General features: G+C 46.8%; 11 protein-coding genes. 5 read left to right on the top strand and 6 right to left on the bottom strand.

From position 1 onward, the window contains the following. Nucleotides 1-18 precede the first annotated feature (18 nt). Complete coding sequence (locus DXC51_RS01420; RefSeq protein WP_117543412.1) at nt 19-1,398, bottom strand: [FeFe] hydrogenase, group A; 1,380 nt, start codon at nt 1,396-1,398, stop codon at nt 19-21. A gap of 314 nt (nt 1,399-1,712) precedes the next feature. On the opposite strand from DXC51_RS01420, the gene DXC51_RS01415 reads away from it, so the two are divergent. The 4 genes from DXC51_RS01415 to DXC51_RS01400 all read left to right on the top strand — a co-directional run bounded on the left by DXC51_RS01415 (nt 1,713) and on the right by DXC51_RS01400 (nt 7,067). After that, a complete protein-coding gene (locus DXC51_RS01415; RefSeq protein ID WP_117543410.1) occupies nt 1,713-3,371 on the top strand; it encodes an ABC transporter ATP-binding protein in 1,659 nt (552 codons plus the stop codon). Next, nucleotides 3,361-5,121: an ATP-binding cassette domain-containing protein gene (locus DXC51_RS01410; protein ID WP_117543408.1), complete on the top strand. Its 1,761-nt coding sequence runs from the start codon at nt 3,361-3,363 to the stop codon at nt 5,119-5,121. Before DXC51_RS01415 ends, DXC51_RS01410 begins: the two co-directional genes overlap by 11 nt. Before the next feature lie 74 nt (nt 5,122-5,195). Next, nucleotides 5,196-6,083, top strand: coding sequence for a GNAT family N-acetyltransferase (locus DXC51_RS01405; protein ID WP_181970005.1), 888 nt, complete (start codon nt 5,196-5,198; stop codon nt 6,081-6,083). Nucleotides 6,084-6,284: 201 nt separating this feature from the next. After that, nucleotides 6,285-7,067, top strand: coding sequence for a class I SAM-dependent methyltransferase (locus tag DXC51_RS01400; RefSeq protein ID WP_117543403.1), 783 nt, complete (start codon nt 6,285-6,287; stop codon nt 7,065-7,067). A gap of 60 nt (nt 7,068-7,127) precedes the next feature. Here DXC51_RS01400 and DXC51_RS01395 read toward each other — a convergent pair whose 3' ends face one another. Beyond that, nucleotides 7,128-7,661 carry a PadR family transcriptional regulator gene (locus tag DXC51_RS01395; protein ID WP_025488159.1) on the bottom strand — a complete coding sequence of 178 codons (534 nt, stop codon included), beginning with the start codon at nt 7,659-7,661 and terminating at the stop codon, nt 7,128-7,130. A gap of 125 nt (nt 7,662-7,786) precedes the next feature. Between DXC51_RS01395 and DXC51_RS01390 the strand changes: the two genes are divergently transcribed. Further along, nucleotides 7,787-9,181 (top strand): MATE family efflux transporter, encoded by a 1,395-nt coding sequence (locus DXC51_RS01390; RefSeq protein WP_117543401.1) that lies wholly within the window; start codon nt 7,787-7,789, stop codon nt 9,179-9,181. A gap of 76 nt (nt 9,182-9,257) precedes the next feature. Here the strand turns inward: DXC51_RS01390 and DXC51_RS01385 are convergent, their stop codons facing one another. From DXC51_RS01385 to DXC51_RS01370, 4 genes are all read right to left on the bottom strand, one after another. After that, nucleotides 9,258-10,358 (bottom strand): hypothetical protein, encoded by a 1,101-nt coding sequence (locus DXC51_RS01385; RefSeq protein ID WP_117543399.1) that lies wholly within the window; start codon nt 10,356-10,358, stop codon nt 9,258-9,260. Nucleotides 10,359-10,420: 62 nt separating this feature from the next. Further along, nucleotides 10,421-11,257 carry a carbohydrate ABC transporter permease gene (locus DXC51_RS01380; RefSeq protein WP_021635588.1) on the bottom strand — a complete coding sequence of 279 codons (837 nt, stop codon included), beginning with the start codon at nt 11,255-11,257 and terminating at the stop codon, nt 10,421-10,423. Beyond that, a complete protein-coding gene (locus DXC51_RS01375) occupies nt 11,254-12,126 on the bottom strand; it encodes a carbohydrate ABC transporter permease (RefSeq protein ID WP_021635587.1) in 873 nt (290 codons plus the stop codon). Before DXC51_RS01375 ends, DXC51_RS01380 begins: the two co-directional genes overlap by 4 nt. 74 nt (nt 12,127-12,200) lie before the next feature. Then, complete coding sequence (locus DXC51_RS01370; RefSeq protein WP_181970004.1) at nt 12,201-13,553, bottom strand: ABC transporter substrate-binding protein; 1,353 nt, start codon at nt 13,551-13,553, stop codon at nt 12,201-12,203. Nucleotides 13,554-13,683 lie beyond the last annotated feature (130 nt).

The following is a 13,683-nucleotide window of genomic DNA, read 5'->3' as shown; positions in this document are numbered from 1 at the left end:
CATGTCTTCCAGATATTTCTATTTTACTCCCAAATCCGAGCTTCTGTCCACATAAAAAGTATGCAGCATTTTCTCAGCAAGCTCACTCATGGGTTCCTTATAAAACTCCCTGTACAGCCTGATAATCTCTTCATTCTGATGGCTGCAGCGTACCTGCATGCTGCGGTCTCTTTTATAAAGGCTGTCAATGCGGGCCTTTCTCAGGGCGTCGCCCTTCCATTCAGTATCCTTGGGCTGTCCACCTCCGCCGATACAGCCGCCGGGGCAGGTCATCACTTCTACAAAATGATACTGCTTTTCGCCCTTCTTTATTTTTTCAAGCAACCTTCCTGCATTGGCTGTGCCGAATACTACGGCCAGCTTGAGAATCACGTCATCATTGATATAGACAAAGGCTTCCTTCACGCCCTCCAGCCCTCTTACGGACTGCAGATCATACAGGAATTCAGGGGCTTCCTCTCCGGTGACCATGTGGTATGCCGTCCTTACCGCCGCCTCCATAACGCCTCCGGTATTCCCGAAAATCACACCCGCGCCGGATCCTTCTCCCATAAAGCTGTCATAGGGTTCATCCCCCAGGGTAAGAAAATCAATATTTTCCTCCCTGGCCCATCTGGCAAGCTCTCTGGTGGTAATGCAGTAATCCATATCACGCATGCCTTCAATTCCCAGATAACTGCCCGCCGCGTGCATCTCCTCCCGGCGGATTTCATACTTCTTGGCCGTGCAGGGAGTTACCGCAACGTTGACTATCTTCTCCGGATCTATCCCCATCTTCTGTGCAAAATAGGTTTTAATCGTGGGACCCTGCATGCCGATAGGGCTTTTGGCTGAGGAAATGTGCTCCCGCATCTCGGGATAGTAGGTTTCCACATATTTCACCCAGGCCGGGCAGCAGCTGGTAAACTGCGGTATGGGCCTGTTCCCCTTCCTGAGACGTTCCACCAGCTCGCTGGCCTCTTCCATTATGGTCATGTCCGCCGCGAAATTGGTGTCCAGCACATAATCGGCGCCCAGCCTGCGCAGCAGGGCCACCATTTTTCCCTGGACAAAACTGCCGTCCGCCATGCCGAACTCCTCGCCCAGCGCCGCCCTGACGGAAGGGGATGTGCTGCATATCACAATTTTATCCGGGTCTGCCACAGCCCTTCTCACATCCTGGTATTCATACTTCTCCGTGATACTTCCGGCGGGACAGACATTAGCGCACTGCCCGCAATGGATACAAATTGCGGTATCCCCTGTCAGCTCCAGATCATAACGGCCTGCAACCCCGATGCTTTCCGTGCAGATATTCTTACACTGGCCGCATTTGATACATTTCGTCTCATCCCTGACGATTGATGGATTATCAGGTTCAATAGGCACCCTGATATCCGTAAAATTATGCTTGCTCATTCCGTGTCCTTTCGCAATGAATCTTTCCCTGGTTCCTTCGCCATGCCTGCCGGCGGTGCATAGCTTCCATCATGTTCTGTTTGTGCTTCCAGTATATCCCACTCCATATTGCTTGTCAATATCAATAATAGAAATAATTACTGTTTTTATTAAAATTCATTCTATACTTTGTTTCGCCTGCCTTTTTATACCGAGAATAATTATAATTAAAGTGCCTGTTGTTTCCACTGTGGAACTTAAATTAGAATAAAGACAGCATTATCTGACCGGACAAAGCTGCTGCATTTTTTATATAAGGGGGGCATCACATCACTATGGATTATCTTATTAAATACAAGGGCCAGGTATTATCCGCCGCCCTCATAGTCCTTGCCAATGTCGGCCTTCAGATACTTTCACCGAAATTCCTGAGCGGCTTTATCGACAGTGCGGAAGGGGGCAATTCCCTATTTATCCCCGGCCTGATGATAACCGGATATTTCTTTACCGTGCTGCTGCAAAAGGCGGCATCTGTTTTGGAGGAATACATATCCGCCAGCCTGGGCGGAAGAATCACAAATGACGTAAGGCATGAAATGCTTTCCCATTTTCTTGATTTGGGCATGGAAAAACATACGGGATACAGCAGCGGTGAAATCATGACCCGCCTGGATGAGGATGTGGAGGGCGTTTATGAATATCTGCGCATCCTGTTATTGAAAATTGGAACAAGCGCCCTTTTGCTGGCCGGCGTCCTGATCGTCATCAGCCTGGAAAATCCGTGGCTGGCCCTGATATTGCTGGCTGTCAGTATCCTGTCCATAGGGTGCTTCAAAAAAATATCTGATTTCGGCACGAAATGCTTCCGGAGAAGCAACCAGGCCGCCGCCGTTTTTAACGGCATCCTGAAGGATAAACTGGATAACCTTGTGGAGATACACCTGGCAGCTGCGGACGGCCCCGCACTGCTCTCCCTGAAGGAAGCCATTTACAAGAGATTCGGGGAATCGCTCCCGGCCGGTCTGATCTACGGCCGTCTTTGGGGCGCATCCACAGTGATGGAAACCATCTCCATCGGGTGCACACTGCTCATCACAGCCATTTTCTGGGACAGAGGCATCCTCTCTCTCGGCACCGCTTACCTTTTTTACAATTATGTAAACCTGATATTCCAACCTCTCAATTCCTTCCGTAATTATCTCGGTGAACTGCAGAACGCAGGCGCCAGGAAAAAAAGAGTGGAGGGCTTTCTGGAAATCCCCACAGAAAAAAGAGCGCGTTGTCTCCCGGTTCCTGCTGATTTTTCTTCCCTTACCGTAGAAAATCTTTATTTTTCCTACGATTCGGAAAACGAGGTGCTGCACAATATCAGCTTTTCGGTAAAAGCAGGAGAGCATGTAGGGCTTATGGGGGAAACCGGCTGTGGTAAAACCACCCTGATAAAGCTTCTGGCGGGCCTGTACCACTGCCAGCACGGCGCAGTCCTTGTGAACGGGATTCCTGTGGAAAAATTCGATCCGCAAAAGCTGAGGCGGGAAATCGTATATTGTCCCCAGAAAGTCCAACTCATGCACGCATCCCTGCGGGATAACATCACTCTGTTCGATTCCCGCATCCGGGATGAGAATATTCTGGCCGCCATCAATGCACTGGAATTAACCAGCTGGTTTGCCGGATTCCCGCAGGGACTGGATACCCCGCTTTCTTCGGGCGAAGGCAGTATTTCGTCCGGGGAAGCCCGGTTTGTTAACATTATCCGCCTGTTTCTGCGCAGCCCGCAGGTGATTATCCTGGATGAAATCACGGCCAACCTGGATAAACAAAGAGAACGGGACCTGGACAGAGCCATCAGGAACCTGACCAAAAACAAAACGGTAATCATGATATCCCACCATGCAGAAATCCTGAAACCGGAAAGCCGGATTCTCTATATGAAAAAAGGCAGAATACAAAAACAGGAGAACTGCAAAGGAGGTATTCCCGATGGAATATAATAAATTCAGAAGCTTTCTCAAAAAATTAATAAAAATCAAACCCTGGCTCACTCTGGGCAGTATCCTGCTCAATGCCCTAATTTTTTCTTATTCCGCCGTTAATATAAGCTGTGTGAGGTGGATATTGAATGCATTTCAGGACGGCCTACAGGGGAAGGGGGTTCTTCACAGAATTTGGCCTTACTTTATTTTACTGGCGGTCAATGCCGCCGTGCGTTGGTTGAGTATCCGGGGCAGCTCTTATCTGGATGTGCTGCGCCGTTACTATTATCACGACAGCCTGAGAGTCCAGGTATTCCACGGCCTGCTTCGTTCGAATCACCTCAGGGACAGGGCGGACAATTCCGGAAAAACCTTTGAGCGGCTGGACGATGATGTGCCTGCGGCCTGTTTCCCTGTGGAGCTTGTCACAGAAGTCGCCGGATACTGTATTTTTACCTTCATTGCGGTAGGCTCCCTGATGCTCATCAACTGGAGAATTACCATGTTCCTTTTCCTGCCCCTTTCGCTATGTCTTTTTCTGATTAAAAAGATATCCGGCCGCATACGCAGCAGCAGAAAACAGAACCGGGATATGCATGACAGAGCCTCCAGCCTGCTGTCCGATATTGTAACCTCCGTACTGTCCATTAAAACAATGGACGCAAAGGAGCCTGTCCTGGAAAAATACGATAATGTAATAAAGCAACGTACCAGGGCCGTTGTAAGGGATTCCCTGTTCCAGAATTCTGTCAGCGCCACCGTGGATATTGCCTCTGTCCTCTGCATTGTCATAATGATGGCAGCGGTGAGCGGCCTTATGCAAAATGGAAGCTTCCCTCTGGGTGATTTTGCCATTTTTATCTGCTATCTTGATACGCTGAATGACTGTATCCTAAGAATCATTGAACTGTATACGGAAACAAAAAAGGCGGAGGTTTCCTATCAGCGGATTCTGGAAACAGTGGAAGAACAAAACGGCCTCTGCCTTGGCATGGATGGGAAGCTCCTGCCTCCCCTCTCTTCGAAATCTGTTCCTGTTTCCGGCGGATATTGTGGAACTCCTGCCCATCCAGACGTTTTTCCCGAAGGAGAAGGAACCGCGGAAGAATCTTACGGCCGCCTGAAGCAGCTTTCCGTGAGCCGGTTATCCTGCATTTATGAAGACGGGCGGGGGATACGGGATGTTAATTTTCAGCTTTACGCCGGAGAGCTGCTGGTTCTCACCGGCCCCGTGGCTTCCGGCAAATCCAGCATCCTGAACGCACTGTTTGGCATCGTTCCTGCTTCCTTTCAGGAAATCCTCTGGAATGGGAAGGAAGTCCAAAACCTTTTTACCCTGTTTAAAGCGCCCACTGTCTCCTGTTGCCTGCAAAGCAGCCATCTGCAAAACGGCACCATCCGTGAAAACCTTACCCTAGGCCGGAACATTTCCGATATAGAATGCTGGAAGGCGCTGCAGTCGGCCTGTATGGAAAGGGAGGTTAAGGAATGGCCGGGCGGCCTGGACACACTGACTGGTGAAAACGGAATCATGCTCTCCGGCGGCCAAAAGCAACGGCTTCTGCTCGCCCGCATGCTGTTAGAGCATCCTTCCCTGTATTTCCTGGATGATGCCACAAGCGCCCTTGACAGGATTACGGAGGAAAAGCTCATTTTCAACCTGAAGCAGCGAATTATACAGGACAATGCCGCCGCTGTTTTTATCAGCAATTCTGAGGTTGTGAAGGCTGCTGCCGACAGGGAACTTTGTATCAGCCAGGGGGCATAGGAGGTAATGGTGGGCGAAAGCCGGATGATTTAGTAAGACGCTTTACTCCGATGATTATAAAGAAAGGAAACACTATGAAAAATATAACAACAAGACAATATCAAATCCTCGCTGACCATATGTGTATTTACCAGTTCATGATTGACATTTATGAGAAAGACTGGCGCAACGGGGTTCCGGCCCCCTTCCTGGAATACGCCCTCTCCTCCGAATGGATGGATAAATCCTATACCCACAGGAACCGTATCTGGGAGGATAACGGGCAGATTGTTGCCTTCTGTTTTACCGAGTCCCCGGTTACCGATATCTATTTCAGCCTGTGTCCGGGATATGAAGAGCTTGCACCGGAAATGATAGCGTATGCGGATGCCCATATGCCCCGTATCGATGGTCATTTACGGTTCGTCCTGTTTCAGGGGCAGGCGGCTCTTATGGATGCCGCCCGCAAGGCCGGGTACACTCAGACTGGTTCCTATACTGATATGATTTATGAATTTGATAAGCCTCTTGATTTTCCGCTTCCCGAAGGATATCATTTCGTGGCACCTGGAAAATGCATCATTGAGAAAATCCAGGAATGCTGCTGGAAGGGCTTCAACCATGAGGCCGAGGAAGGCCCCTGGCATGGAAATGCGGAGGGAGGCTATCATCTTTGCCAGGCGCCGCATGCCACCATGCAGTATCCTGTGGCAATTGAAGATGAGACCGGGGAGTATGTATGCTATGCCGGAATGTGGTGGACTCCGGAAAACCATCTGGCTTACATGGAACCGCTTTGTACCGTTCCCCAGCACCGCCGTAAAGGCCTGGCTGCTGCCGCTTTATCCGAACTGTACCGCCGGATGGAGCCGCTGGGCGCCACGCATATGACTGGCGGGGCCAACCCGTTTTATGCGAAAATAGGTTATAAGCCCATGATCACCTGGACTTTCTGGCAGAATAAGGAAAGGGGCAATGTATGAATATAACAGCAGAAAAAAACCGAGACAGCTGGGACCGCTTTGCCGCGGCCTACTCAGAATTTAATCATTCAGAGAAAATGCTGTGCCGCATGCATGACTGGAAATACAATCCATTGGCCGCCCTTCCCAATTGGATGTGTGCCGTAGGGATTAAAAATTAATCCCTCACATTACTCTTTTTGAAAGGAGCTGTAAAATATTATGAATTATGTTGATTTTAATGCCAGCGCCTGGGATGCGATAGCGAGCCCGGGAAAAGAAGATGGCCGCACATGCTTTACCCTTCCAATAAGTCATGAAGATTATCTTCAGGCTCAAAAAGGCGCGCTTGAGGTTTCTCTTACTTCCGCCAAAAAAGTGCCTGCAGATTGGTTTCCTCCGCTTCGTGGCCAGAAAATCCTTGGCCTGGCAAGCGGCGGCGGCCAGCAGGGACCGGTTTTTGCTGCACATGGCGCAGATGTTACTATTGTAGATATCTCAGAAAAACAACTGGAAAGCGAACGGGCTGTAGCAGACCGAGAGGGGTACCCCATCACAATCCTGAAGTGTGATATGCAGGAGCCCCTGCCCTTTGCCGATCATTCCTTTGATATTATTTTTAATCCGGTCTCCAATTGTTATATTGAAAATCTTTTCCCCATATGGCAGGAGTGCGCCCGCATTATCAAGCCAGGGGGCATCCTTATGGCAGGTTTTGTTAAGGAAGAGCATTTTATGTTTGAACCTGATTTTACAAAGGACAAGGCCCTGATATCTGTACATAAGCTTCCTTTTAATTCCCTCAGAGATCTTTCCCCTGAAAGGAAACAGGAAATGGTAAAAAACAAGGAACCTTTTACCTTCAGCCACAGCCTCACGGAACAGCTTGGCGGCCTGCTGAAAACTGGCTTTATCCTCACTGATTTGTATGAAGATGGTGACGGCGGCGGATTATTTGATGCATACATGAATTCCTATGTTGCCATACGTGTAGTAAAAAAATAAACTGCCTTCCCTGTTCGGTAACAGCGGGTGAAAGCTGCATATGCTTCCACCCGCCTGTTTTTAATCCTCCGCAATTTTCCCCCACATCGATTCCATCCATGTTTCTATCGCCTGTATCAGGATATACTGCTGTCGCAGAACAGCTTTTCCGGTATCCGGTATTTCCGGCAGCCCTTCCTTTTTTTCAATATTTTCTTCCAGATATGCTTTCAGTGTCTTAACATTTTCTCCGATTCTGCTCAGGCAGACCCGCTGTTCTTCCGCTGAAAGGCTGTCCAGATTTACGATCACCGCATTAAAATCCAGAAACATATGAACAGGCTCGGAAGAAATACCAAACATCAATCTCCTGAATTCCTCTTCTCCTTCCTCTGTCAGTGAATATACGGCTTTTTCCGCCATATTCCCCTCCTTTATCATAGTACCCCTGATGAAACCCTTCTGCTCCAGCTGAATTACTTTTTTATAAATAGAAGGCGTGCTGATTTTAACCCAGCGGGAAATATTCCGGTACTCAACCAGCTTTTGAATATCATAGGCGCTCAGCGGTTCTTTTTTTACAATTCCCAGTACAATCAAATCAATCGTAGCCATATTTAATCCATCCTTTTTTATATTGTTGTTGACATATGCTATAATTTATAGTATTATCAGCTTCATTGCTATATTTTATAGTATTATATTTTATAACTCATGTCAAGAAAAAAGGAGTGACAATCATGAATGGAAGCAACAAAAAAATGGAACTGCTGGGAAGCGCCCCTGTATCAAAGGCGCTCCTGGCCATGGGTCTGCCGACCATGATCGGTATGATGATCAATGCATTATACAACCTGGTGGATGCCTATTTTGTCGGTGGGCTGGGCACCAGCCAGATGGGGGCTATTTCCGTAGCCTTCCCCCTGGGGCAGGTCATCGTGGGGCTGGGGCTGCTATTCGGGAACGGCGCTGCGTCCTATATCTCCCGCCTGCTGGGCCGTGGAGAAAAGGAGGCCGCGGACAAGGTTGCAAGCACCGCCCTGTACAGCAGCCTGTTTGTTGGGGCGGCAATGATACTCTGTTCCCTGATTTTTCTGAAGCCGATACTGAAGCTTCTGGGTGCCACGGAAAGCATCCTGCCCTATGCGGTAACCTATACTGCAATTTATGTAACCTCATCAATTTTCAACATATTCAATGTCACCATGAACAATATCGTCACAAGTGAGGGCGCTGCAAAAACAACCATGTGCGCACTGCTGACAGGCGCGGTTCTGAATATGGCTCTGGATCCTATTTTTATTTATGCCCTGCATCTGGGAGTTGCCGGCGCGGCAATTGCAACTGCCATTTCACAGGTTGTATCCACGCTTGTATATCTGTTCTATGTGCTCAGGAAAAAAAGTGTTTTCAGCTTTCATATCAGTAAATGCTGTTTTTCCAGGGAAATTATGTCCGAAATACTGAAAATAGGAATCCCCACGCTGGTGTTCCAGCTGCTGACCAGCCTGTCCATCACCCTGATTAACTTGCAGACAAAGGGATACGGGGACTCCGTAATTGCAGGGATGGGTGTGGTTACAAGAATTATTTCCATGGGCAGCCTGATGGTTTTTGGCTTCATGAAGGGATTTCAGCCGATTGCCGGTTACAGCTACGGTTCCCAAAAGTATGACCGTCTCCATGAGGCGATCCGGACCTCCATCCTGTGGTCTACCATCTTCTGCGCCATATTTGGCCTGGTGATGGCCCTGTTTCCCACTCAGATTATGTCCCAGTTTACAAAAGGGGACCTGGATTTCATTCAGGCCGGCCAGAAGGCCTTGCGGGCAAATGGCCTTTCCTTCCTTCTTTTCGGCTTCTATACTGTATACTCCTCTCTTTTCCTGGCGCTTGGAAAAGCGAAGGAAGGCTTTGTCCTCGGCGCATGCCGGCAGGGAATCTGCTTTGTTCCCATCATCCTTCTCCTGCCAGCCCTCTGGGGGATCAACGGTATTCTTTATGCGCAGCCGATTGCCGATGTTATTTCTGCAATCATCACTGTGTTCATGGCGGTGCATCTGCACAGGGAACTGCTTGTCATGGGAAAGGGTGTACGAATGTCTGAGGGAATGCTTTCATCCGATATCCGTTAATTGGGGAACAATCCGCCCGGCAATGTTGCCGGGCGGATTGTTCCATCGTATAAATTTTTATTCACAATTTCCTTTGTCAGAAAATATTTTTATCCCTGTTGCACTCTCTGATTACTTCGATCTCTTCCTCATCATAGGGAGTGAAATCCGAATGGAAAATATCATGCATCCACAGTCTTGTGTCAATATCCGGAAGATTTTTAATAAATTCCCAGACATAATTAAACTGTGCTTTTCCATTGACAAAGCCGAAGAAATAGCTCCCTATTTTTTCCTTTTTCCAGAGAGGAAGGTGGGTCTGAATGATACTGCGGTAGGGGCGATGCATCCATTCCGTATTAATCATGGGCCTTCCGTATTCTTTCAGGCATTTAATGTACATGCGGGAATGTGAATAGTCTCCGTAGAAATGGAAGGTAATGATATCAGACAGCGCAATTGCTTCCTTTTCCACATCCGCATAAATTCCCGGATTCTTTAGCCAGCCGTAAGGATGTTCAGCGCCTGCTCCCCATACATCTGCAGTCAGAGGCTGTTTTACATCTTCTTCACGCATCCATGCAAAAACCTTCTTCATCAGGGGAACCGACTTTTCCAGGCGCTGGGAATTGCCTGCTTCATTCCAGATATTCCAGATCAGAATCCGATCGTCCTGTCCATACGTCTGCGCAAGCTCTTTTACATAAGCGCGTACCACAGGTTCCATCTCCGGTTCATCTGTGATATCGTATCCAGTAATGTCCCCGTTTTGGGTATCCTCATCAAACGGTGTAACAGGAGTTCCACCGAAATAGCCGGGAACCGGTTCCGGCTGCGGCCCCAACACCGGCTCGGTATATTTGGATTTTGCAACACAGCAGTCATTAAACAGGACAGGCATCATAGTCATATGATACAGATCCAGGAGCGATAAGAATTCTTTGAAATTCTTCATGAAGGAATCATGCTGCACCCTCCACAGATAAAAAGGTACAAAAAAACGAATACTATTAAAACCCAGGCTTGCCGCCAGAGCAATTTCTTTTGCGGATTCCCTGAAGGCTCTTTCATGATCATATTCCTGAAGAAGCCAGATACCTCCATCCACAGCACCACTGGGAATAAAATTAAAGCCTGTAATCCAGGGCTGTGCTTTGTACCAGCTCCAGATTTCTTCTTTCGTCCATTTTTGTTTCATATACTCAAGTCACCAATCCTTTCTATATACCCCTGATTTACAAAAAATACACGGCCAGTCATTTATGATTTTACAGCTCCCGCAGTCATACCCGCCACTATATATTTCTGCGCACAGAAATATACTGCTACAGCCGGAATCATAGATAGAATAGAAGCTGCAAACGCCAGATTAATATTGCTGGTATATTCTCCGAAAAAGAAGAACTGCATGAGAGGAAGCGTTTTTACTTCATCCTTCTGTACCATAATCAAAGGCAGGAAAAAGTCATTCCAGGAAGCCAGGAAGCACAGAACTACTACCGTCATGGTGATTGGCTTAAGCAGCGGGAAAACAATACGGATAAACACCTGATAACGATCACAGCCATCGATTCTTGCAGCTTCCTCCAATGCAATAGGAACGCTCTTGATAAACCCTGCGTACAGAAAAATATAGTATCCCATATACACGCCAAGTTCTGTAAAAATCAGTCCCCACAGTGTACTGAGCGCATGCAGGGAATACAGTTCCCTGTAAAGAGGAAACATGATGGTCTGAAAAGGAATCAGAATAACCATCTGAAAGAAATAAAAAATAAAATTGTAAAATTTGTTATTTTTCCTTGTAATAATATAAGCGCTCATGGAACAAATCACGACAATCAGAAGCACAACACAAACTGCTACAATAGCGCTGTTTTTCACAGAGTTGAAATAGTTTTTCAAGGCAAAGGCATCCTTGAAATTCTGAAGATAAAGCGTTGTGGGAAATGCCAGCTTGGTTTTTGCAAATTCCGTTTTGGACTTAAATGCATAACAAACCGCCACATAAAAGGGAGCCAGACAGATCAGGGCAAAGAGCCACAGGACTGCAATACGGACTGCTGTCTGAATTTTATATTTTTTTGTATGTATCATAACTCAATCTCCCTTCTCCTCAGCATTCTGGTTATCACGTTAGAAAGGATAATGCAGAAAATCAGATAAAGCACTGCTACCGTCTGTCCGTATCCAACCTTATTAAAAGGGAACAGATACTGATAAATATAATATGCCATGGATTCACTGGCATGGCTGGGTCCTCCCTGGGTGGCAACATAGGAATAATCATACATCCTCAACCCACCGGCAAGCCATAATGGGATACAATAAGTAAAGGCAGGCGCGATCATGGGGATGGTAATATTTTTAAATTTTGCCCAAAAACCCGCTCCGTCGATGGTCGCCGCCTCATAATAATCAGAAGATACCCCTTTCAGGGCCGCCAGGTAAATCATCATGGCAAGTCCAACCTCTTTCCAAATTGCCATCGCACACAAGCCCAGTAATACGGTCTTCTTGGAAATCAGAGGGCTGGGCCAGCCAAGCATTCCAAAAAAATCGCTGTAAACATACATCCACATATAAGATACCAGTACCAGGCTGACAATCAGGGGAATGAACACAATGCTTTTGATAACATTAACGCCCTTAAATTCTTTTTCCACCATCATAGCCAGACCCAGTCCCAGCGCATTGATCAAAACCATAGTCACCAATGTAAAAATCGCAGTGTTACGGATTGGCAATAATAAATCTTTGTCCTGGAAAACGGTAAAATAGTTCTTGAGTCCCACATAGTTAATATTCTTTGACATTCCGTTCCAGTCCGTAAAGGTATAGCGGATTCCGGAAATCAACGGAATAATTATTATTATAATAAATATGACAAGGGACGGAAGAAGGAAGCTGAAATCCTTCGCCTCATTTTTAATCCACCTTTTTTTCTTATCACTCAATTTCGCCATAAATCTACCCTTCTCACTTATTTAAAAGGGGCATCGAGCGCAGCCGATGCCCACAGTTTTATGCCAGGTACAGATTACTTTCTTGCAGCTGCAAAACCTTCATCCATTTCCATGATAAATTCCTCATTTGTCATTTCATCATCCATTGCGAAGTCGCGGAGGGAATTGGAATATACTGTACTGAACTGACCGGTGAAGTTGGAAACAGAAGACCATGCAGTGGTTTTCTTTGTGGCAATCTCTTTGGCGATATCCTGAGCTGCCTGGGGCAGAGTATCGCATTCCACCCCTTCCAGTGCGCTCAGCTGGGAGGCGGTGCCGCACCATTTGGAGTTTACTTCTGCTCTGGTTGCATATTCAAGGAATGCAAGAGCTGCTTCTTCATTGGGGGTTCCTTCAGAAATCATCCAGGAATCGTCAATGCTGACAGGAACGTAGCACTCATCTGCATTTTCCTCGGAAGGGTAAGTAAATCCTCCGTAATTTCCATCCGGATTATAATCAATAATAGCACCAAGGCCCCAGGTTCCAATGATAATCATACCGGTTTCCCCGTTTGCAAACATCTGCTCTGCTCTGGCAGTATCGATGGTCTTGCAGTCGGAATTCTGATAATTGAGCATAATCTCTCTCCACTGATCAAGAGCTTCGGAGTATCCGGGATAATCGGCAAGACTCGCGCCGTCCATCAGTTCCTGTGCGTTGTTTTGTGCCTGATTCCACTTGGAACCATAATAAATGGTATACCAGTTTGCACCATAGGCGATATCATCCTGGTAACCAGCTGCACAGGGTGTTATACCGGCAGATTTCAAAGCTTCACAGGTCTCAATGAATTCAGAATAGGTAGTGGGAACGGACAGTCCCTGTTCATCAAAAATGTCTTTGTTGTAGAATACTACATTGGCCATCTGATCCAGAGCCACGCCATATACACCATCATTATAGGTAACGCAGTTACGGGAGCTTTCAGACAGTCTGCTGATAAAATCCTCTCCGCTCAGATCTTTGATCAGACCGTTATCAATCAAATCCGTATACGATTTGGGCTGTCCGAAAATAACATCAGGAGCCTCATCTGTAGAAAATCTAAGCTTGATTACATCTGAATAATTATCCATTGCCATGGCTTCTACATTTACCGTTATGTTGGGATATTCCTCTTTAAAGCCCTCTACAAGCCCATCCAAGGCAGCCAGCTTGGCAGTTTCTGTCAAATAATGAATAATATTAAGTTCACCTGAAATATCCGCAGACTCTGTGGAAGCCTCTGCGGTTGTCTCCGCAGTAGCAGTGGACTCTGTAGCGGCCTTTGCTGGCTCTGCAGCAGGTTCCGATGTAGTGGCACCTGTACTCGAACCACATCCTGTAAGCAGAGACAGCATCATAACTGCGGATAGCAACATACTGACAACTTTACGCTTCATAATAAATCCTCCTAGTTTATTTAACATAATTGTTTGAAAAAACTACGATCGCTTTTCAAAAACCGTAATGTTTTTTCTTTTGTTTTCTTGATATATATATTTTAGCAGTACTTAGAGAAAATAAAAATTT

The organism is Eisenbergiella massiliensis, assembly GCF_003435485.1.
This window is presented reverse-complemented; position numbering and strand designations above follow the sequence as displayed.

Bases quoted from the DNA above. Each gene is read 5' to 3' on its own strand.
- DXC51_RS01420 (WP_117543412.1), bottom strand. From the start codon at position 1,398: ATGAGCAAGCATAATTTTACGGATATCAGGGTGCCTATTGAACCTGAT.
- DXC51_RS01415 (WP_117543410.1), top strand. From the start codon at position 1,713: ATGGATTATCTTATTAAATACAAGGGCCAGGTATTATCCGCCGCCCTC.
- DXC51_RS01410 (WP_117543408.1), top strand. From the start codon at position 3,361: ATGGAATATAATAAATTCAGAAGCTTTCTCAAAAAATTAATAAAAATC.
- DXC51_RS01405 (WP_181970005.1), top strand. From the start codon at position 5,196: ATGAAAAATATAACAACAAGACAATATCAAATCCTCGCTGACCATATG.
- DXC51_RS01400 (WP_117543403.1), top strand. From the start codon at position 6,285: ATGAATTATGTTGATTTTAATGCCAGCGCCTGGGATGCGATAGCGAGC.
- DXC51_RS01395 (WP_025488159.1), bottom strand. From the start codon at position 7,661: ATGGCTACGATTGATTTGATTGTACTGGGAATTGTAAAAAAAGAACCG.
- DXC51_RS01390 (WP_117543401.1), top strand. From the start codon at position 7,787: ATGAATGGAAGCAACAAAAAAATGGAACTGCTGGGAAGCGCCCCTGTA.
- DXC51_RS01385 (WP_117543399.1), bottom strand. From the start codon at position 10,358: ATGAAACAAAAATGGACGAAAGAAGAAATCTGGAGCTGGTACAAAGCA.
- DXC51_RS01380 (WP_021635588.1), bottom strand. From the start codon at position 11,257: ATGATACATACAAAAAAATATAAAATTCAGACAGCAGTCCGTATTGCA.
- DXC51_RS01375 (WP_021635587.1), bottom strand. From the start codon at position 12,126: ATGGCGAAATTGAGTGATAAGAAAAAAAGGTGGATTAAAAATGAGGCG.
- DXC51_RS01370 (WP_181970004.1), bottom strand. From the start codon at position 13,553: ATGAAGCGTAAAGTTGTCAGTATGTTGCTATCCGCAGTTATGATGCTG.